Below are 19142 nucleotides of genomic sequence, written 5' to 3' on the forward strand. Positions count from 1 at the left end.
CCGGCCACTGTGACAAGCCTTGCTGACCTGCGCAAGGGCAGTCCTGCCTCGGTGGATGAGGCAGTGAGCGCCGCATTTCCGGCCCGTGCTTGACAGAACGTCCGAACAGCGGGCCCGTACCGGACAGATCGCGCGTTGGCTCGCCGCCGGGCGGCGGAGATGCTCGGCAGAGCGCACCAGTCCGACGACCCCCGCCGGGAGACGAACATGACCGCACTGTCGCCGCACCTTCGCCAGGCCACGCCCGTGACGGCGGTCCGGGGCGAGGGCGTCCACCTCTACGGTGAGGACGGCCGCCGCTACCTCGACTTCACCGCCGGCATCGGCGTCACCAGCACCGGCCACTGCCACCCCAAGGTCGTGGCGGCGGCGCAGGAGCAGGTGGGCACGCTCGTCCACGGCCAGTACACGACCGTCATGCACCAGCCGCTGCAGCAGCTCGTCGACAAGCTGGGCGAGGTGCTGCCGGCCGGCCTGGACAGCCTGTTCTTCACCAACTCCGGCAGCGAGGCCGTCGAGTCCGCGCTGCGCCTTGCCCGCCAGGCCACCGGCCGGCCGAACGTCATCGTGTGCCACGGCGGCTTCCACGGCCGTACGGTGGCCGCCGCCTCCATGACCACCTCCGGCACCCGCTTCCGCTCCGGATTCTCGCCGCTGATGAGCGGTGTGGTCGTCACCCCGTTCCCGTCGGCCTACCGCTACGGCTGGGACGAGGAGACCGCCACCCGCTTCGCCCTGCGGGAGCTGGACTACACCCTGCAGACGATCTCCTCGCCCGCCGACACGGCCGCGATCATCGTCGAGCCGGTGCTCGGCGAGGGCGGCTACGTGCCCGCCACCCGCGCGTTCATGGAAGGCCTGCGGGAGCGCGCGGACCGCCACGGCTTCCTGCTCATCCTGGACGAGGTGCAGACCGGCGTCGGCCGCACCGGCCGCTTCTGGGGGCATGACCACTTCGGCGTCACCCCGGACATCCTCGTCACCGCCAAGGGCCTGGCCAGCGGCTTCCCGCTGTCCGGCATCGCCGCCTCCGAGGAACTGATGGCCAAGGCGTGGCCGGGCTCGCAGGGCGGCACGTACGGTGCCAACGCCGTGGCCTGCGCGGCGGCCGTCGCCACCCTCGACGTCGTACGCGACGAAAGGCTCGTCGAGAACGCCGAGGCCATGGGCAAGCGGCTGCGGCACGGCCTGGAGGCGGTGGCCGACCGGACGCCGGGCATCGGTGACGTTCGCGGCCTGGGTCTGATGCTGGCCACCGAGTTCGTCACCGAGGACGGCAGCCCCGACCCCGAGACCGCCGCCCGTGTGCAGCGCGCCGCGATCGACGAGGGCCTGCTCCTGCTGCTGTGCGGCGCCTGGAACCAGGTCGTACGGATGATCCCGGCGCTCGTCATCGACGAGGCGGCGGTGGACGAGGGCCTCCAGGCGTGGGCGACCGCGGTGGAAGCAGGTACCTCAGGAGCATCGCCGCGATGAGCGAGAGCGTGGCGCGGCTGACCGCCCGCCTCACCGAGACGGCTCCCGGCCTGCGGGTGGAGTCCGGCCCGGGCGCCCTCGGCCAGTACGCCTACGACGCCTCCAACTACCGTGTCCCCCCGCAGGCTGTGGCCTTCCCCCGCAGCGCCGACGACGTGGTCGCGGTGCTGCGGGCCTGCAAGGAGACGGGCGTCCCCGTCACCGCGCGCGGCGGCGGGACCAGCATGGCCGGCAACGCGGTCGGGCCGGGCGTCGTCCTGGACTTCTCCCGTTACATGAACCGGATCCTGGACATCGACCCGGCCGGCGGGACCGCGCGTGTCGAGGCCGGAGTCGTCCTCGACGCGCTGCAGAGCGCGACCGCCCTGCACGGGCTCTCCTTCGGCCCCGACCCGTCCTCGCACAGCCGCTGCACGCTCGGCGGCATGATCGGCAACGACGCGTGCGGCAACCGGTCCGTGCGGCACGGGCGTACCAGCTCGCACATCGAGGCACTGGAGATCGTGACGGTCGACGGCGTGCGCGCCGTCGCCGACCGCACCGGACTGCACGCGGTGGACCCGCAGGACACCGGACTCGTCGCCCGTCTCGAGGCGGACGTACGCCGTCTGATCGCGGACAACCTGGCGCCGATCCGTACCGAGCTGGGCCGCATTCCCCGTCAGGTCTCCGGCTATCAGCTGCACCACCTGCTGCCCGAGCACGGCTTCGACATGGCCCGCGCCCTGGTCGGCACCGAGGGCTCCTGTGCGGTCGTCACCGCCGCGACGGTCCGCCTGGTGGCGACCGCACAGGCATCCACGCTGCTCACTCTCGGCTACGACGATGTCGTCGACGCGGCCGAGGACGTGCCGGAGATCCTGCGCTGGAATCCCACCGCCGTGGAGGGCATGGACGAGGCCATCGTCGCCACCATGCGCGCCCGCCGCGGCCCGGACTCCGTGACCGGACTGCCCGAAGGGCGGGCCTGGCTGTACGTCGAACTCGACGGCGACGACGAGGCCACGGTCAACACCCGCGCGGCCCAGCTCCTCGACGTGCTCAAGGCACAGGGCCGGATGACCGGCGGGCGGGTCGTGGAGAGCGCGGCCGAACGGCGCTCCCTGTGGCGGGTCCGCGAGGACGGGGCCGGCCTGGCCGCCCGCCTCGTCGACGGTGGGGAGTCCTGGCCCGGCTGGGAGGACTCGGCGGTCGCGCCCGAGAACCTCGCCGGCTATCTGCGGGACTTCCGCGAGCTGCTCGCCTCCCATGTACTCACCGGCGTGATGTACGGGCACTTCGGCGCGGGGTGCGTCCATGTGCGCATCGACTTCGACCTCGCGACGGACGTGGGCCGCACCGCCGCCCGCCGCTTCCTGCACGAGGCGGCCGCCCTGGTCGTCGCGCACGGCGGGACCCTGTCCGGCGAGCACGGCGACGGGCGGGCGCGCGGTGAGCTGCTGGAGGTCATGTACAGCCACCGCATGATCCGGGCCTTCACCGCCTTCAAGGACGTGTTCGACCCCGAGGGGCTGCTCAACCCGGGCGTGATCGTGGCCCCGGCCCCGCTCGACGCCGATCTCGCGCTGCACCAGATCCAGCCCCTGGCGACGGAGTTCTCCTTCCCGCATGACGAGGACGGCTTCGCGGGCGCGGTACGCCGCTGCGTCGGCGTGGGCCGCTGCCGCAGCGACGTGGGCGGTGTGATGTGCCCGAGCTACCGGGCCACCGGGGAGGAGACCGACTCCACCCGGGGCCGGGCCCGACTCCTTCAGGAGATGGTGCGGGGCGACATCGTCCAGGACGGCTGGCGCTCGACGGAGGTACGGGACGCCCTCGATCTGTGTCTGTCCTGCAAGGCGTGCTCCAGTGACTGCCCGGTCGGCGTCGACATGGCCACGTACAAGGCGGAGTTCCTGCACCAGCACTACAAGGGCAGGATCCGGCCCCGCTCCCACTACTCGCTGGGCTGGCTGCCGCTGACCTCGGCCCTGGCCGGATTCGCCGCCCGCCCCCTCAACGCGCTCCTGCGCGGACCGGTCGGCAAGCTGCTCGCCCGGCTGGGAGGGGTGACCACGAAGCGCCGGATCCCGGCCTTCGCCTCCCGGCACGCCCTTCGCCGGGCCCTGCGCGGTGCGAGGACCGGCGAACCGGCGAAGGCGCTGCTCTTCGTCGACAGCTTCACCCGTGCCTTCCGCCCCGAGGTGGCGGGTGCCGCGAGCCGCGTGCTCGCCGACGCGGGAATCCCCTGCACGGCTCAGGACGGCCTGTGCTGCGGCCTGACCTGGGTCAGCACCGGCCAGCTGTCCGTCGCCCGCCGCATCATGGCCCGTACGGTCGCCCACCTCGACAACGGTGACGAGCGGCCCATCATCGTGGCCGAACCCAGCTGCGCCGCCGCCCTCAAGCGTGACGTGCCCGAGCTTCTCGGCACGGACGCCGCCCGTCGGGTCGCGGAGCGCGTCCACACCTTCACCGGCGCCCTGACCGACCTGGCCGCCCCCGACTGGACGCCCCCCGAGCTGCCGGCCGACGTCGTCCTGCAGACCCACTGCCACGAGTACGCCACCTTCAAGGGCAGCCGCCCCACCGACCTGCTGCGCCGCTTGGGTGTGGTCAAGGTCGACGAGGCCGAGGGCTGCTGTGGACTCGCCGGGAACTTCGGCTTCGAGGCGCAGCACTACGACACCTCGATGGCCGTCGCCGACCTGGCCCTGAAGCCACGCCTCGACGGTATCTCCGCCATCGAAGGAGACACGCCGACCGTCGTCGTCGCGGACGGCTTCAGCTGCGCCACCCAGATCGACCACCTCGCCGGTGACCGGGGCATCCGCGCCCTGCACCTCGCGGAACTCCTCGACCCTGCCGCCGATCAATCCGTTCAACCAGGAGAGACGTCATGACCGACACACCCACGCAGTTGTTCATCGGCGGGGCCTGGGCGGACGCCGCGGACGGCGCCACCATGCCCGTGGACGACCCCGCGACCGGCGAGATCATCGCGCACGTCGCCGACGCGGGCGCCAAGGACGCCCAGCGCGCCGAGGAGGCCGCCGTCCAGGCGCAGGAGGAGTGGGCTCGTACGGCGCCCCGGGTCCGCAGCGAGATCCTGCGCCGGGCGTACGAGATCATCGTCGAGCGCACCGACGAGCTGGCCCACCTGATGACGGCCGAGATGGGCAAGCCCCTGGCCGAGGCCAGGGGAGAGGTGGCGTACGCGGCCGAGTTCTTCCGCTGGTTCTCCGAGGAGGCGGTGCGTATCGACGGCGGTCACGGCGTCCTGCCCGACGGCCGCAACCGCATGCTGCTCTCCCGCCGCCCGGTCGGCCCCTGTCTGCTGATCACCCCGTGGAACTTCCCGCTGGCCATGGGCACCCGCAAGATCGGCCCGGCGATCGCCGCCGGCTGCACGATGATCCTCAAGCCGGCGCCGCAGACCCCTCTGTCCAGCCTGGCTCTCGCCGCGATCCTCAAGGAGGCCGGGCTGCCGGACGGCGTGCTCAACGTCGTCACCACCTCCCGTGCGGGGGAGGTGTGCGAACCGCTCCTGCGCGGCGGGCGGATGCGCAAGCTCTCCTTCACCGGCTCCACCGACGTGGGACGCCTGCTGCTCGCCCAGAGCGCCGAGGCGGTCGTGCGGACCTCGATGGAGCTGGGCGGCAACGCGCCGTTCGTCGTCTTCGAGGACGCCGACCTGGACAAGGCGGTGGACGGCGCGATGGTCGCCAAGATGCGCAACATGGGCGAGGCCTGCACCGCCGCCAACCGCTTCTTCGTCCACTCCTCCGTGGCGGAGGAGTTCGGGCGGCGCCTGGCCGAGCGCATGGGCGCGCTGGTCGTGGGCCCCGGCACCCGGGACGGCGTCGACGTCGGCCCGCTGATCGACCGGACCGGACGGGCCAAGGTCCAGGAACTGGTGGCCGACGCGGTGGAGCGCGGCGCCCGGGTGCTCGTCGGCGGCCGTACGCCCGAGGGACCGGGCTGCTTCTACCCGCCGACCGTGCTCGCGGACGTCGCCTCCGACAGCCGGCTGATGGACACGGAGATCTTCGGCCCGGTCGCGGCGATCCTCACCTTCGACGACGAGGACGAGGTGATCCGCCGGGCCAACGACACCCCCTGGGGCCTCGTCGGCTACGTCTTCACCGAGGGCCTGGACCGCGCCCTGCGGGTCAGCGAGCGTCTGGAGGTCGGCATGGTCGGCGTCAACACCGGCCTCGTCTCCAACCCGGCCGCCCCCTTCGGCGGTGTCAAGCAGTCCGGGCTCGGCCGCGAGGGCGGCCGGGTCGGGCTCGACGAGTTCCTGGAGTACCAGTACCTCGCGGTGCCTGTGCGATGACGGCGGTCCTGCCCTGACCTACGCCGCATCGCGCACCGCGCGGGCCACGCCGTGCCCGGCCGCTCTGTCCTCCTGGCCGGGCACGGGGAGGGCCCTGCCTCGCCGCGGGCGGGCCGGGCCGAAGGCGCCCTCAGCGCAGGTGGCGCGCGGTGATCTCCGCCGCCGTCTCGGTCACGAGTCGCCCCAGCTCCGCGAGCCGACCGGGCTCGAAGCGTGAATCAGGCAGGGACACGGCCACGGCGGCCAGCGGGACGCCGTCACCGTCCAGGACGGGTGCGGCGATGGCGCAGATCCCCTGGAGGTACTGGTTGTGGTTGACGGCGTAGCCACGCTCCCTGACCCGCTGGAGTTCCGTGCGCAGCTCCTCGGGGTCGGTGATGGTCTCGTCGCCGTACCCCTCGAACGTGCCCGTCGCGAACTCGTCGACCTCGGGACGCGGGAGATGGGCGAGGATCGCGTGCCCGGTGGCCGTGGCGTGCAGGGGTGAGGTGTCGCCGATGGTGTGGAAGGTCCGTACGGGGTGGTCGCAGTCGACGCGGTCGACGACGACCATGCTGTGCAGTGCGTCGGGTACCGAGAGATGGATGGTCTCGTTGACCGTGTCGCGGAGGCGGATCATGGGTTCGCGGGCGGCGGCGAACAGGCTGGAGCCCTGCAGGGCTGCGGGCCGTACGGCCAGTACCCGGGCGCCGATCTCCCAGCGCGTGGTGTCCCTGCGGTTGGCCCGGAGCCAGCCCGCCTCGTTGAGAGTGACCAGAGTGCGCTGCACGGTCGACTTCGGCAGGCCGAAGAGTTTCGTCAACTCGCCCAAGGTGACCGGCTGATGCCGGGCGACCGCCTCCAGGATGCGCAGTGACCTGATGACGCTCTTCATTTCCATCCGGGGCCCCCATCAGGCGCGTGGCTTCGTCGCTCACCCTTGACTCCCTCCCCGGAGCCGCGGGCACGATTCATGCCGCATTCTAGCATGGCGTTCCACGATATGGCATGGAGGGGAAATGGGGCCTCGTGGCCTTCCCGGTGATGAGCGGCGGGAGCGCCACCGCTCCCGCCGCGCCGTGCCGCGCGGCGGCAGCCCTGGGGCCCGACACCCCCCGTCGGGCCCGGGGTGACGGCTGCCCTGGCATGCGGCGAGGGCCGGCTCGCACGCTTCGACGCGTGCGAGCCGGCCCTCGCCGGGCGGGGCCTTCTTGGGCCACCGGCTTCCGTCAGCCGCCCAGTAGGCGTCCGCTGATCTCCTCTGCCGCGCCGGCCACGAGGCCACCCCACTCGGGCTCCCGTTTCACGTCGTACCGGGAGTCGGGCATCGAGATGGCCACGGCGGCCAGCGGTGTCCCGCTCTCGTCGAGTACGGGTGCGGCGAAGGCGAAGACGCCCGGCCGGTACTGGTTCCGGTTGATCGCGTAGCCGTCGGTGCGGATCCGGTCCAGCTCGGCGCGCAGTTCGTCGGGGTCGGCGGGGGTCGTGTCGCTGAAGCGCTCCAGGCCCTGAGTGATGAGTTCCTCGACGTCCCGCTTCGGAAGCTGGGCGAGGATCGCACGCCCCACGGCGGTGGCGTGCAGCGGTGAGGTGTCGCCGATGGTGTGGAAGGTCCGTACGGGATGGTCGCAGTCGACGCGGTCCACGACGACCACGCTGTGCAGTGCGTCGGGCACCGACAGGTGGATCGTCTCGTTGACCGTGTCGCGGAGGCGGATCATGGGTTCGCGGGCGGCGGCGAACAGGCTGGAGCCCTGCAGGGCTGCGGGCCGTACGGCCAGTACCCGGGCGCCGATCTCCCAGCGCGTGGTGTCCCTGCGGTTCGCGCGCAGCCAGCCCGCCTCCGCCAGGGTGACCAGGGTGCGCTGCACGGTCGACTTCGGCAGGCCGAAGAGTTTCGTCAACTCCCCGACGGTGACCGGCTGATGCTGGGCGACCGCTTCGAGAACGCGCAGCGATCTCGTGACGCTCTTCATTTCCATCCGGTTTCCCCCCGTTAATCCGCGGAATTTCTGCTGGACACCTCTTGACTCCCCTCCGAGCCACTGTCATTCTCGTGCCAGATTCTAGCACAGTGTTCCACAATGTGGCACGGCCCAACGGATGGATCCCGAAGAAGTGGGCCGGCACCGCGAGACACGGCGGCTGTGAGCCGAGGGCCCGAAGAAAGGGCCCGGCCCCCGTCCAAACCGACTCGAATCGACCAGTCTCACGTCGGGCGCTCAGCATGCGCCTCGACGTTACGAAAGGAAAGTCCTGTGTCAGCTGCCAGGAAGCGCGTCGCCGTCGTCGGCGTCGGAACGATGGGCAGCCAGGCCGCCTGGCGGCTGGCGGCCCGAGGTGCCGAGGTCGTCGGGTACGACCGGTTCGCCCCCGGCCACGACCGCGGTGCCGCAGGCGGTGAGACCCGGATCTTCCGCAGCGCGCACTTCGAGGACTCCCGCTACGTCCCGCTGCTCAAGCACGCCGACGCCCTGTGGGAGCGGCTTCAGGAGGAGACCGGCCGTGAGCTGCGCCGGCTGACCGGATGTCTGCTGATGGGGCCGACCGGGCACCACCAGATGGCCACCGTCCTGGAGTCCATCGCGGAGCACGGCCTCGACCACGAGGTGCTGGATGCCGAGCTTCTGGCGAAACGTTTCTCCCAGTACCGCATCGAGGACGGCGACGCGGCCGTGCTCGACCGCCGCGCCGGTTTCATCCGCCCCGAGCTGACCATCCAGAGCGCCGCCCGCCGCGCCGAGCAGCTGGGCGCGGTGATCCACCGCTACAGCACGGTCCGCGAGATCGTCCCCGTCGCGGGCGGCGTCGAGATCCGCACCGACTCCGGCAGCGAGCGCTTCGACACCGCCGTCGTCACCCCCGGACCGTGGGTCAACGACCTGCTGCCCGACCTGCCGTGGGAGGTGGACGTCCGCCGCCTCGTCAGCGCCTGGTACGTGCCGACCGCCCCCGAGGCCTGGTTCGGCGAGGAGCGCCCGGCGTTCATCCGCACGGCACCCACCCACTGCTACGGTCTGCCCTCCCCGGACGGCATCTCGGTCAAGCTCGGCCTCTCCCGCGCCCTGCACCAGCCGGCGGGCGACCCGAACCGGCTGGACAGGACGGTGCAGCCCGAGGAACTGGAGATCTTCTCCGAGCTGATCGGGCGGCACATGCCGGACCTGCACCCGGACCCGACCCGGCTCTCCGTCTACATGGAGGGCTACACCGAGAGCAGCCGCCCCCTGGTCGGCCCCCTGCCCGGCGCCGAGAACGTGGTCCTGCTCGCCGGCTTCTCCGGCCACGGCTTCAAGCTCGCGCCCGCCTTCGGCGACATCGCCGCAGACCTGGCTCTGGACGGCACCTCGCCCCAGCCCATCGACTTCCTCTCCACCGTCGGCCGTACGGAGGCATGACCATGAACGACACCACCCTCTCCGTCGGCGCCCTGCACGCCGAGCCCGGCACCAAGGTCCGCGGCACCGTCCGGGTCGACCTCGGCACCCTCACCGTCGACATCCCGCTGACCCTGGTCAACGGCGCCCGCCCCGGCCCCCGGGTCGTCATCACCGCGGGTGTGCACGGCGGCGAGTTCACGCCCATCGATGCCGTCGTACGACTGGCGGACGGGTTGGACCCCCGCGAGGTGCACGGGCAGGTCATCATCTGCCCCGTCGTCAACCCGCCCGCCGTGTACGAGGGCCGGCTCAACATCTCCCCGGTCGACGGCGTGAACCTCAACCGTGTCTTCCCCGGCGACCCGGTCGGCGGCCCCACCGAGCGGCTGGCCGCCTGGCTCTTCGCCCACCTCGTCGACGGCGCCGACGTCTACGTCGACCTGCACTGCGGCGGCATCGACCAGGTCCTGAGTGACTTCGTCGGCTACCGCCTCACCGGTGACCCCGACCTGGACAAGGCCACGGCCGAACTGGCAGGCTCCTTCGGCATCGAGGACGTCATCCTCGGACTGACGGCCGACGGCGGCAACAGCCACGCGGCCGCCGCCCGCCGGGGCATCTCGGCGGTCCTGGTCGAGGTCGGCTCACTCGGGCAGCGGGACGAGCCCACGGCCCTGAGCCGCGTCGACGGCCTCCTCACGGCACTGCGCCACCTGGGCGTCCTCGACCACGAAGGCTCCGCCCCGGCGCCGGTCCGCAGCTGGGTCTGGTCCGCCGGCGTCACCGCCGAGGCCACCGGCCTGTGGTACCCGGAGTTCTCCTTCGACGCCGACGTCATCGGCGAAGTGACCGAGGGCGACCTCCTCGGCCGCATCGTCGACCCGGCCGACGGCACGGAGCACATGGTCCACGCCCCGGCCGGCGGACGGATCTTCTACGGCATGCACGGTCTCACCGTCGCCCCCGGAGCCGAACTCGCCGCCCTCGCCGTGCCGTGGGACCCCGACGCGGCACCGAGCCCCGACACCCTCCGCACCCCCGGCGCGGGCCGCGGGTCCGACGAGGCGGCTCCCCGCCCGTAGTACCTCGACCTCCCTGTCCCGCAGCGCCCCATACCCCCTGCCCCCCTTTCCCTGCAGCACCACCCAGGAGGCACACGATGAGAGATGTCCGGATAGACCGCCGGCTGTTCCTGCGCGGAGTCGGCGGAGTCACGGCGGGTCTCGCCGCCGCGTCCGCCCTGAGTGCCTGTGGCACCGGCAGCAGCCGCAGCACGACCGCCGGTAGCGGCAAGAGCTCCAAGACGCTGGTCGTGCGCAACAGCGGTGGCACGTACGGCGAGGCCAACCAGAAGGCGGTCTACGACGCGTTCACCAAGGAGACGGGCATCCAGATCAAGGTGGTGAACATCGCGTACGCGCAGCTGCTCGCCCAGATCAAGCAGGGCCGCCCGCAGTTCGACGTCATCGACACCTCCATGGCCGACGTCATCCGCTTCAAGGACCAGGACGCGACCGAGGCACTCGACTACGACCGGCTGAAGAGCACCAAGAACGCGGGCATCGCCGAGTCCCTGATGATGTCCCACGGCATCGGCAAGAACTACTGGGCCAGCGTCATGGCGTATCGCACCGACGCCTTCGACGGCAAGAAGCCTGAAAGTTGGGCGGACTTCTGGGACACCAAGGCGTTCAAGGGGAGCCGCGCCCTCCAGGCCCGCGACGCCGATCTGCCCGAACTGGAGTTCGCCCTCCTGGCCGACGGCGTGCCCCTGGACAAGCTGTACCCCCTTGATGTGGAGCGCGCCTTCAAGTCCCTCGACAACATCAGGGGTTCCGTCCGCAAGTACTGGGACACCGGTGCCCTGCCCGGCGTCCTGCTGGGCCGCGAGGAGGTTGTCGCCACCAGCGTGTGGCACGGCCGTCTCGACGCCCTGATCAAGGGCGGCTCGCCGCTCGCCTACCAGTGGAACGGTGCCCGTCGGCAGAGCAACGGCTTCTGCATCCCCAAGGGGACCGCGAACCTCGACGCCGCCTACCAGCTCGTCGACTTCGCGCTGCGGCCCGACATCCAGGCCGCCTACGCCGAGGTCTACCCGATGGCCCCGGTGGTGCCCGCCGCCTACAAGAAGCTCTCCCCGGCCGCCGCGGACAACCTGGCCAGCTCGCCCGAGCACCTGAAGTCCGGGTTCGACCTGGACGTCGAGTGGTGGATCAAGAACGAGGCGGCCGTGTCCAAGCGCTGGCAGGAGTGGGTCAATGCCTGAGCTGAACCTGAAGTCCCCGCACCAGTCGTCCCCGGCGGTCTCCCCGCCGCCGGGGACCGGCACCGGCAAACCCCTCTCCGTCACGGACCTGCGCAAGACGTACAGCGGCGTGACCGCTGTCGACACGGTCTCGATGGAGATCGCGGGCGGCGAGTTCGTCACCTTCCTGGGGTCCTCCGGTTCCGGCAAGACCACCACCCTGATGATGATCGCCGGGTTCTGCGAGCCCGACTCCGGCAGCATCGTCGTCGGCGGCCGTGACGTGACCCGCCTCGCGCCGCAGAAGCGCGGCCTCGGCTTCGTCTTCCAGCAGTACCTGCTCTTCCCGCACATGACGGTCTGGGAGAACGTCGCCTTCCCGCTCCAACTGCGGGGCGTGCCCAAGGCGGAGCTGCGCCGCCGGGTCGGCGAGACCCTGGAGATCGCCGGACTCTCCGCCATGGCCCGCCGCCGGCCGCGCGAGCTGTCGGGCGGCCAGCAGCAGCGCGTCGCGCTGTGCCGGGCGCTGGTCTACCGGCCGCCGGTGATCCTCATGGACGAGCCGCTCGGCGCCCTGGACAAGAAGCTGCGCGACCAGCTGCAGACCGAGATCAAGCGCATCCAGCAGGAACTCGGCCTCACCGTCATCTATGTGACGCACGATCAGGAGGAGGCGCTGGTCCTGTCCGACCGGATCGCGGTGATGCGGGACGGGCGGATCGACCAGTTCGACACCCCGCGTGAGCTCTTCGAGCGCCCGCGCACCCCGTTCGTCGCCGACTTCCTCGGCGCGGCCAACTTCCTGTCCGGCACCGTCCAGCAGCAGACGTCCGAGCGCACCGTCGTGAAGCTCGACACCGGAGGCCTGCTCAAGGCCCGCCCGCAGACAGGAGTCGAGGGAGCCCGGGTACGGGCCGCAGTGCAGCCCGGCCGGCTCCGGCTGTGTACCCCCGGCGACGGGTTCTGTACCGGCACCGTCGAGACGGTCACCTACGTGGGAACCCTCGTCCGCGTCACCGTCCGCCCGGCGGGCGACGCCGGCACCGGCCTCGTACGCCTGGAACTCCCGGCCGGACAGGCCCCGGTCATCGGCGAACAGGTCAGCCTGACCGCCCACCCCGACGACGTCAGCGTGTTCGCGGCGGAAGGAGGCGGGTGACATGGCCGGATCCGTTCTCGCCCCCGCGCCTCCCGCCGCGGGCCCCAAGGCCCCCGCCGTTTCCCAGGGACGGCTCCGCCGCGCGCTGTCCGAGCGCCGTACCCGCTTCGGGCTGCTCAACGCCGCCCCCGTGGTCATCTATCTGCTGGTGCTGTTCGTCTACCCGATCCTCAGCACCCTGCTCCTCAGCCTCAAGGGCGAGGACGGCGGCTGGACGCTGCACTGGTACGCGGACGCCCTCCAGGGCTCCAACCTGAAGGTCCTCCTCACCACCCTGCGGATCTCCGCCGAGACCTCGCTGCTCAGCCTCGTCATCGGCTTCCTGTTGGCCGCCGCCGTCTCCCGGCTCAAGCCGCTGTGGGCGGGCCTGGTGATGATCATCGTCATCGTGCCGCACTTCATCAGTGCCCTGGTCCGCACCTACGGCTGGATCATCCTGCTCGGTGAACACGGCGTCATCAACGACGCCCTGACGGACCTGGACGTCCCGGGTGCTCCGTTCCAGATGCTCTACAACGAACTCGGCGTGGTCATCGGCACCACCTCGGTGATGCTGCCCTACACCGTGCTGCTGCTGTACGCGGTCATGAAGGGCATCGACCGCCGTCTCCCGGCCGCAGCGGCCAGCATGGGCGCGGGCAGGCTGACGATCTTCCGCCGGGTCTACCTGCCGATGGTCGCTCCCGGCCTGGTCAACGCGGGCATCCTGTGCTTCATCCTCTGCCTCGGCTACTACCTCACGCCTGCCCTCATGGGCGGCCCGAAGCAGGCCATGGTGGCCTCTCTCATCAGCGAGCAGGTGATGAAGCAGAGCCAGTGGAACGGCGCCGCCGCTCTCGGCATCATCCTGCTGCTCCTCACCTTCGGAGGTCTGCTCCTGCTGCGGCTGATCAAGGTGCTGAGCGAGGCCGCGAAGAACCGGGGTATCTCATGATCGCGCTGCGCTCGACACTGGCCGGACGGATCTTCCTGACCGTCGCCTCCACGGTGATCCTGCTGTTCCTCGCCCTGCCGATCGTCCTCATCGTCGTCACCTCCTTCGGCAAGGACGCGTTCGGCGCCTTCCCGCCGGACTCCTGGACGCTGGGCTGGTACAAGGTGCTGTTCGCCGACGGCAGCAAGTGGCCGGCCGCGCTGTCGCTGAGCGCCCTGATCGCCTCACTGACCACCGCGTTCTCGCTCCTCCTGGGCATCACGGCGGCCACGGCACTGGTCCGTAGCAACCTGCCGCTGCGCTCGGCGGTGTACGGACTGGTCCTCGCCCCGCTGGTGATCCCCCAAGTGGTCATCGCCCTCGGCCTGTTCCTTCTCTTCGAGCCGGCCGCCATGCTCGGCAGTCCGATCGCCATCGCCCTCGGCCACACCGTGCTCGCCTCACCGATCGCCGTGATGATCCTCATGGCCACACTGAAGGGCATCGACGAACGGCTGGAGGACGCGGCGGCCAGCATGGGCGCCGGCCGTCTCACCGTCGCCCGGCGCATCACGTTCCCCCTGGCGATGCCCGGCATGATCGCCGCCGCGATCTTCTCCTTCATCACCAGCTTCGACGAGTTCTTCATCTCGCAGTTCCTGTCCTCGGTGGACACCACGACCCTGCCCGTCCAGGTGTTCAACGTCCTCCAGTTCGATGTCGACCCGTCCGTGACGGCCATCAGCGCGGTGCTCATCGCGATCGCCGTCCTGGCCCTCGTCCTGGTCGCCGCCGTGCGCCGACTCGGCGGTGGCGGAAAGCAGGACGGTCTGCTGCCGACGGAGCCCGGGGTGGGCCTGTCCACCGGGAGTGAGACCTCATGACCACCAGCACCCGCACCCCGGCCGGTGAACTGTCCGCCACCGCGGCCAGACACCTGCTGCTCAACATGACCCCCAACGGCTCGCTCGGCCCGGAAGGCGAGAACCTCCTCGTCATCCGGCGGGGCGAGGGCCCGTACGTCGACGACGCCGACGGCAGGCGCTACATCGACGGTCTGTCCGGGCTGTACTGCTGCCAGCTCGGCTACTCCTACGGCCCCGAATTCGCCGAGGCGGCTCAGAAGCAACTGCGCGAGCTGTGCTACAGCCCGCTGTGGACCTCCTCCGCGCACCCGACGGCGATCGAACTCGCCGAGCGGCTGTCCCGGATCGCCCCCGTGGACATCGAGCACACCTTTTTCTCCAGCGGTGGCGCCGAAGCCGTCGAGACCGCCTGGAAGATCGCCCGCCGCTACCACGCGCTGCGTGGCGAACCGGGCCGCACCAAGGCCATCGCTCGGCGCGGCGCCTACCACGGACTGACCATCGGCACCCTCTCCCTCACCGACGACCCCGGCCTGACGGAGCCGTACGGCCCGCCGGCGATCGACACCCGGTTCGTGGCCAACACCAACCGCTTCGGTCTCGCACCGGAATACGCGGACGACGGCCTGTACACGGCCCGGCTGCTCGCCGAGCTGGAGGACGCGATCCTGGCCGAGGGTCCGGAGACCGTCGCCATGCTCATCGCCGAGCCGGTGCAGAACCGGGGCGGCTGCATCACCCCGCCCCAGGGTTACTGGCAGGGTCTGCGGGCGCTGGCCGACCGGTACGGACTCCTGCTCGTCGCCGACGAGGTGATCACGGCCTTCGGCCGGCTCGGGGAGTGGTTCGGCGGTGACCTCTACGGCGCCCGCCCGGACATGGTCACCGTCGCCAAGGGCATCACCGCCGGTTACGCCCCCATGGGGGCAACTCTGGTCAGCGGGGGTGTCGTCGAGGTCATCAACCGGCCCGGCGTGGTCCTCAACCACGGCTACACCTTCGCCGGGCACCCGCTGAGCGCGGCCATCGCCCTGCGCAACCTGGAGATCATGGAGCGGGACCGGATCCTGGAGAACGTCCGTGACCTCCAAGGCCACCTGGCGGGCCGCATGGCATCCCTCGCGGACCTGAGAATCGTCGGCGACGTCCGGGGAGCCGGGTTCTTCTACGCCTGCGAACTCGTCGGCGACCAGGAGAACGGCGGCTTCGGCGACACCGCCCGCGCCGACCTGATCGCCGACCTGATCCCGCGCCGACTGCGCGAGGCCGGCCTCCTCGCCCGCGTCTACAACCGGTCCGCGCCACTGGTCCAGATCGCGCCCCCGCTGATCAGCGACCGGGCCCTTCTCGACCGTATCGCCGACATCCTCGCGGAGACCCTCGCCGAGGCGTCCGCCCGCATCTGATCCATGTTTCGGAAAGGAACGACATGTACTCCATCGGTCCGCTGACCGTCGCCCCCGGCGAGCGCGCCCAAGGCCTCATCCCGGTCGGCACCAGCAGCTACGGTGTCGAACTCGGCATCCCACTGATCGTCGTCAACGGCGCCCACGACGGCCCGGTCCTGTGTGTGGACGCCGGCGTGCACGGCGACGAGTACGACGGCCAGGAAGCCGTCCGCCGCGTGGTCGCCGAGATCGACCCGGCCACCCTGCGCGGCACGCTCGTCGCCATCCCCTGCATGAACACCCCGGCCTTCGAGGCGGCGGCCCGCACCAGCGGCCTGGACCACCTCAACCTCAACCGCATCTTCCCCGGTGACGCGGACGGCTCGTACTCGCTGCGCCTGGCCGCCACCTTCGTCGAGCAGGTCGTCCCGGCCATCGACGCCCTGGTCGACCTGCACACCGGCGGCACGTTCGGTGAGATCGCCCCGCTGGTCATCCTTCAGGGCGGCTACGAGGAACTGGCGACGGACATGGCCCTCGCAGCCGGGCACGAGCTGGTCTGGAAGGGCGGCAAGTGGGGCGGCACGGTGCGCCATCCCACCCTCGCGGCGGGCAAGCCCGCCATCACCATCGAGGTCGGCGGTGGCACCTACCGCGAGGAGAACGTCACCCTGCACATGCACTCCATCCGCAACATCCTCCGGCAACTCGGCATGATCGACGGTGCGGCGGAGTTGCGGGACACCTACACCACGGTCTCCGGCACTTTCGCCCGCTCCGACGCCGGCGGCTTCTTCGTCGGCCACGCCGAGCCGGGGGACACCTGCAAGGAAGGCGACCTGATCGCCCACATCGTCGACCACTACGGCAACACGCTGGAGGAGGTCCTCGCCCCGCAGGACGGCATCGTGCTCTGGGTCCGCCGGATCCGCACCGTCCGCCCCGGCGACGAGGTCGTCATCTTCGGCGAGGTGCAGGGAGAGATCCGGCCATGACCGGCGAACTGCGGTTGACCGAGCTGCTGATCGACGGCAAGCAGGTGCCCGCCGCCGACGGACGCTTCTTCACGGTCCTCGACCCGTCCGACGGTGCGGCCATCGCCCAGGTGGCGCTGGCCGGCAAGGCGGACGTGGACCAGGCGGTGGCGGCGGCCCGCTCGGCCCTCACCTCTCCCGAATGGGCCGGGATGCGCGCCGCCGACCGGGGCCGCATCCTCTACCGGATCGCGGAGGCCATCCGCTACCAGGGCGAACGGCTGGCCCGCCTGGAGAGCCAGGACGTCGGCAAGCCGCTCCGCCAGGCCAAGGCCGATGTCGAGGCCGCCGCCCGGTACTTCGAGTTCTACGCGGGCGTCGCCGACAAGCTCGGCGGCACCACGATCCCCCTCGGGCCCGGCCTCATCGACTACACCGTCCGCGAGCCGATCGGTGTCTCCGGCCAGATCATCCCGTTCAACTACCCGCTGCAGAACACCGCGAGGGGCTCCGCTCCGGCGCTGGCGGCAGGGTGCACCGTGGTGCTCAAGCCGTCGCCGGAGGCACCGCTCACCCCGCTGGAGATCGGCAGGATCGCCCTGGAGTGCGGACTCCCGCCGGGCGTCCTGAACGTCGTCCCCGGCGACGGCGAGACCGGCGCGGCTCTCGCCGGGCACCCGGACATCAACCAGGTCACCTTCACCGGCTCGGTGCCCACCGGCATCAAGGTCGCCCAGGCAGCCGCCGCCAACGTGGTCCCCTCCGTCACGGAACTGGGCGGCAAGTCACCGGTCGTCGTCTTCGCCGACGCCGACTTCGACCTGGCGCTGACCGCGATTGCGGCCTCGGCCTTCGGCAACGCCGGCCAGACCTGCTCGGCCGGCACCCGGCTGCTGCTCCAGCGCGGCGCCGAGGAGTTCCTCGACAAGCTCGTCGCCCACGCCGCCTCCCTGCGCGTCGGCCCGGGGCTCACCGACCCGGACGTCGGCCCGCTGGTCGCCGCCCGGCAGCGCGACCGGGTGCTGGGCTACCTGGACCTGGCCCGCGAGGAGGGCGCCGTGGCACGGGCCGGCGGCGGTGCGCCGTCCGACCCGGCCCTGGCCGACGGCTACTACGTCGAACCGACCGTGCTCACCGGCCTGACCAACGACGCCCGGTGCGCCCGCGAGGAGATCTTCGGCCCCGTCATCACCGTCATCGAGTTCGACGACGCCGACGAGGCCCTGGACATCGCCAACGACAGCCCGTACGGCCTCGCGTCCTACGTCTGGACCCGTGACATCGACAAGGCGATGCGGCTCGCCGAGGGCATCCGGGCCGGCCAGGTCTACGTCAACGCCACCGGCGTCGGCACCGGCGTCGAGCTTCCGTTCGGCGGCTACAAGCACAGCGGCTGGGGGCGGGAGAAGGGTCTCGCGGCCCTCGACAGCTACACGCAGACCAAGAACGTCTGCATCGGATTCGGGAGGCGGTCATGAGATATCGCACGCTCGGTGACCGCGGCCCGACCGTCTCCGTGGTGGGCGTCGGCGGCAACAACTTCGGCTCCCGCCTCAACGAGGACGGCACGAAGGCCGTCGTCCACGCGGCCATCGACGCCGGGATCACCCTCTTCGACACCGCCGACATGTACGGCGGGTTCGGCGAGAGCGACAGCGGGCGCGGCGACGGCGAACGGCTCCTCGGTGCCGCCCTCAAGGGGCACCGCGACGAGGTCGTCCTGGCCACCAAGTTCGGCATGGAGATGGGCCAGGAGGCCGACCTCTACGGCCGACGGGGAGCCCGCCCCTACATCCGCTACGCCGTCGAGGCGTCGCTGCGCCGCCTGGGCACCGAACGGATCGACCTGTACCAGTACCACGAGCCGGACGGCGTCACCCCGCTGGAGGAGACCGTCGCCGCGCTCCGTGAACTGGTCGACGAGGGCAAGATCGGCCACATCGGCTGCTCCAACCTGCCGGCCGAGCAGCTCACCGATGCCTTCGTGTCCACCCAGGCCCGCTACCACCTGCTCGACCGCGCTGTGGAGCAGGACCTGGTCCCCGCCTGCGTCCGCCACGGTGTCGGCCTCCTGCCGTACTACCCGCTGGCCAACGGCCTGCTCAGCGGAAAGTACCGGCGCGGAGAGGAGCCCCCGCCCGGCAGCCGGCTGTCCTGGCGGCAGGGCTGGCTCACCGACGCGGCCCTCGACAAGGCCGAGGCGCTCACCGCGTACGGCGCCGAACGAGGACTCACCCTCCTCCAGGTCGCCGTGGGAGCACTGGCCGCGCTCCCCGCCGTCGGCTCCGTCATCTGCGGCGCCATGACCCCCGAACAGGTCACCGCCAACGCGGCGGCGGCCGACTGGACCCCCGACCCGGCCGACCTGGCCGCACTCGACGCGATCGTCACCCCAGGCGAACGTGTCGTCTGAAGCCACCGAACCCCCTTCGTCATCCGAATTG

The 19142-nt window shown here is 71.2% G+C and carries 15 protein-coding genes; 13 read left to right on the top strand and 2 right to left on the bottom strand.

The genetic code is table 11. The annotated features are described in order from the left end of the window. Positions 1-207 precede the first annotated feature (207 nt). Genes OG858_RS41065 through OG858_RS41075 form a run of 3 tightly spaced genes read left to right on the top strand, consistent with a single transcriptional unit; the run spans position 208 to position 5794 of the window. Positions 208-1476, top strand: a complete 1269-nt coding sequence (locus tag OG858_RS41065) for an aspartate aminotransferase family protein (protein ID WP_319069574.1) — start codon at positions 208-210, stop codon at positions 1474-1476. After that, a complete protein-coding gene (locus tag OG858_RS41070) occupies positions 1473-4358 on the top strand; it encodes an FAD-binding and (Fe-S)-binding domain-containing protein (protein WP_319269613.1) in 2886 nt (961 codons plus the stop codon). Before OG858_RS41065 ends, OG858_RS41070 begins: the two co-directional genes overlap by 4 nt. Next, entirely contained in the window at positions 4355-5794 is a 1440-nt protein-coding gene (locus OG858_RS41075) for an NAD-dependent succinate-semialdehyde dehydrogenase (protein WP_328543926.1), read from the top strand. Before OG858_RS41070 ends, OG858_RS41075 begins: the two co-directional genes overlap by 4 nt. A 130-nt stretch (positions 5795-5924) precedes the next feature. Here OG858_RS41075 and OG858_RS41080 read toward each other — a convergent pair whose 3' ends face one another. After that, positions 5925-6668 (bottom strand): IclR family transcriptional regulator, encoded by a 744-nt coding sequence (locus OG858_RS41080; protein WP_086750040.1) that lies wholly within the window; start codon positions 6666-6668, stop codon positions 5925-5927. A 334-nt stretch (positions 6669-7002) separates the two neighbouring features. Further along, positions 7003-7749 carry an IclR family transcriptional regulator gene (locus OG858_RS41085; protein WP_086750041.1) on the bottom strand — a complete coding sequence of 249 codons (747 nt, stop codon included), beginning with the start codon at positions 7747-7749 and terminating at the stop codon, positions 7003-7005. A gap of 282 nt (positions 7750-8031) precedes the next feature. Between OG858_RS41085 and solA the strand changes: the two genes are divergently transcribed. The 10 genes from solA (at position 8032) to OG858_RS41135 (ending at position 19111) form a co-directional block, all read left to right on the top strand. Beyond that, positions 8032-9171, top strand: coding sequence for an N-methyl-L-tryptophan oxidase (solA, locus tag OG858_RS41090; RefSeq protein ID WP_319269608.1), 1140 nt, complete (start codon positions 8032-8034; stop codon positions 9169-9171). Between the two features lie 2 nt (positions 9172-9173). After that, on the top strand, positions 9174-10235 hold the full coding sequence (locus OG858_RS41095) for a M14 family metallopeptidase (protein WP_319069571.1): 1062 nt from the start codon (positions 9174-9176) through the stop codon (positions 10233-10235). Between the two features lie 77 nt (positions 10236-10312). Further along, a complete protein-coding gene (locus OG858_RS41100) occupies positions 10313-11419 on the top strand; it encodes an ABC transporter substrate-binding protein (protein ID WP_086746574.1) in 1107 nt (368 codons plus the stop codon). Continuing rightward, positions 11412-12557: an ABC transporter ATP-binding protein gene (locus OG858_RS41105; RefSeq protein WP_328543925.1), complete on the top strand. Its 1146-nt coding sequence runs from the start codon at positions 11412-11414 to the stop codon at positions 12555-12557. Before OG858_RS41100 ends, OG858_RS41105 begins: the two co-directional genes overlap by 8 nt. 1 nt (position 12558) lies before the next feature. After that, positions 12559-13491, top strand: coding sequence for an ABC transporter permease (locus OG858_RS41110; protein ID WP_328543924.1), 933 nt, complete (start codon positions 12559-12561; stop codon positions 13489-13491). After that, on the top strand, positions 13488-14354 hold the full coding sequence (locus tag OG858_RS41115; protein ID WP_086746571.1) for an ABC transporter permease: 867 nt from the start codon (positions 13488-13490) through the stop codon (positions 14352-14354). Before OG858_RS41110 ends, OG858_RS41115 begins: the two co-directional genes overlap by 4 nt. After that, positions 14351-15742, top strand: a complete 1392-nt coding sequence (locus tag OG858_RS41120; protein WP_086746570.1) for an aminotransferase class III-fold pyridoxal phosphate-dependent enzyme — start codon at positions 14351-14353, stop codon at positions 15740-15742. Before OG858_RS41115 ends, OG858_RS41120 begins: the two co-directional genes overlap by 4 nt. Before the next feature lie 23 nt (positions 15743-15765). Beyond that, positions 15766-16719: a succinylglutamate desuccinylase/aspartoacylase family protein gene (locus OG858_RS41125; RefSeq protein WP_086746569.1), complete on the top strand. Its 954-nt coding sequence runs from the start codon at positions 15766-15768 to the stop codon at positions 16717-16719. Then, positions 16716-18176 carry an aldehyde dehydrogenase family protein gene (locus OG858_RS41130; RefSeq protein ID WP_086746568.1) on the top strand — a complete coding sequence of 487 codons (1461 nt, stop codon included), beginning with the start codon at positions 16716-16718 and terminating at the stop codon, positions 18174-18176. Before OG858_RS41125 ends, OG858_RS41130 begins: the two co-directional genes overlap by 4 nt. Then, the gene (locus OG858_RS41135) at positions 18173-19111 is read left to right on the top strand and encodes an aldo/keto reductase (protein ID WP_328543923.1); all 939 of its coding nucleotides are present in this window, start codon (positions 18173-18175) and stop codon (positions 19109-19111) included. The genes OG858_RS41130 and OG858_RS41135 overlap by 4 nt, the downstream gene beginning before the upstream one ends. The last annotated feature ends 31 nt before the right edge of the window (positions 19112-19142 follow it).

It is taken from the genome of Streptomyces europaeiscabiei, assembly GCF_036346855.1.
GTDB lineage: Bacteria > Actinomycetota > Actinomycetes > Streptomycetales > Streptomycetaceae > Streptomyces > Streptomyces europaeiscabiei.